The sequence below is a fragment of the Paenibacillus algorifonticola genome (genome assembly GCF_000971975.1).
Classification (GTDB): Bacteria; Bacillota; Bacilli; order Paenibacillales; family Paenibacillaceae; genus Pristimantibacillus; species Pristimantibacillus algorifonticola.
In genome coordinates, this window is sequence record NZ_LAQO01000098.1 from 1 (window position 1) to 1370 (window position 1370).

At 42.6% G+C, this 1370-nt stretch carries 2 protein-coding genes; both read right to left on the bottom strand.

Translation table 11 applies throughout. The features are described 5' to 3' along the window. Positions 1 to 63 precede the first annotated feature (63 nt). A complete protein-coding gene (locus WH37_RS33100; protein WP_046234938.1) occupies positions 64 to 951 on the bottom strand; it encodes an IS3 family transposase in 888 nt (295 codons plus the stop codon). A gap of 29 nt (positions 952 to 980) precedes the next feature. Beyond that, positions 981 to 1250, bottom strand: a complete 270-nt coding sequence (locus WH37_RS33105; protein ID WP_331458103.1) for a transposase — start codon at positions 1248 to 1250, stop codon at positions 981 to 983. Positions 1251 to 1370: the final 120 nt, after the last annotated feature.

Below are 1370 nucleotides of genomic sequence, written 5' to 3' on the forward strand. Positions count from 1 at the left end.
CGGATTAACCCCTTAAATTTGGACACATGCTCTCTTTATCTCGTTCTTTCAAAGCTTTTCAAACTACAATCTGACGGATTTAATTGGAATGGGCTGAATCAGGTTCTGCTTGTAAAAATCAGCAGGAGCCAGATCTTTAATACTCGAATGAATTCTTCGTTCATTGTAGAAGATCATGAAATGGGTAACCGCCTCATAGGCCTCACCATACGTCATAAAATCATAGCGAGAGAGACAGTCATCTTGAAGAATGCGATGAAAAGATTCAATATGAGCATTCATGTTAGGCGTTCGCGGCGGAATACGTTCATGCAGGACTCCAAAGCCCTTACAAGCCGACTCAAAGGCCTCCGAAACGAATTGTGGCCCATTATCCGAGCGTACGACTGGCTTTGTAGGCACATCAAATAGCTGTCGTTTCAGCAGAGCTTGCTGCAGCGTCCGAACCACCTCTTTAGCCTCACAGCTGAGTCCAATATGATAGGAAACAATGGAACGATCGTACACATCGATGAACGACTGAATGAAGAAAAAGCGATCTTCACCTGCGATATAGCCGTATTTAATGTCGGTTTCAAATCGTTGATTCGATGCTGTAATCATTCGATTACGAGCCAATTTTCTAGGGTATTTCGTCTTTACTTTACGTTGAGGCCGCAATAAACCTAGCTTCTTGCAAAGACGATAGACCTTCTTCTTATTAATGATCAACTTGTACGTACGCTTTAGATCCACGGTTAATTTACGATATCCATAGTTGTAGCCATCGCCTGAAATCAGCTCCATCAGCCATTCTTCAATCTGTTCATCGGCTACATGCACGCCACTTTCTTGATAAGAATAACCAGGTGCTGGGCGTCCCTCACTCACCGTTTTCTTCGCTACTTTACCGTTTTTGTCGTAATAGTAGCTCGATCTTGGGATGCTCACTAGCCTTAAAACAAGCCGGATTGCCTATCCCTTTTCGATGTAGAAATCGGCTACTTCCATTTTGTCAGCAAATGAGGGTTTTTCTTTTTTATTAAGTCACGAAGAATCGCAATCTCAAGTGCCTGCTCTCCAAGGAGATGTTTCAGCTGATTATTCTCTTGGGCCAGTGCTTTGGATTCTAAGGCGGTTACCGAATCCAGCGATTCTTCTCCAAACTTGCCAGCTTCATATTCTTTCGTCCACCGATGAAGCATATTTGCTGCAATCTCATAGCGTCTTGCTACGGCTGCTTTATTGCCTGTTTCCAGTGCTTCTTTTATGACTTACAGTTTAAATTCTTTTGAGTGTTTATTTCGTTTCAATTTCATCATCCCCTGTCACTAGTAGTGTACTTCATACACTCTCTTAGTGTCCAAGTTCTCTAGGGGGCTAAATAGATA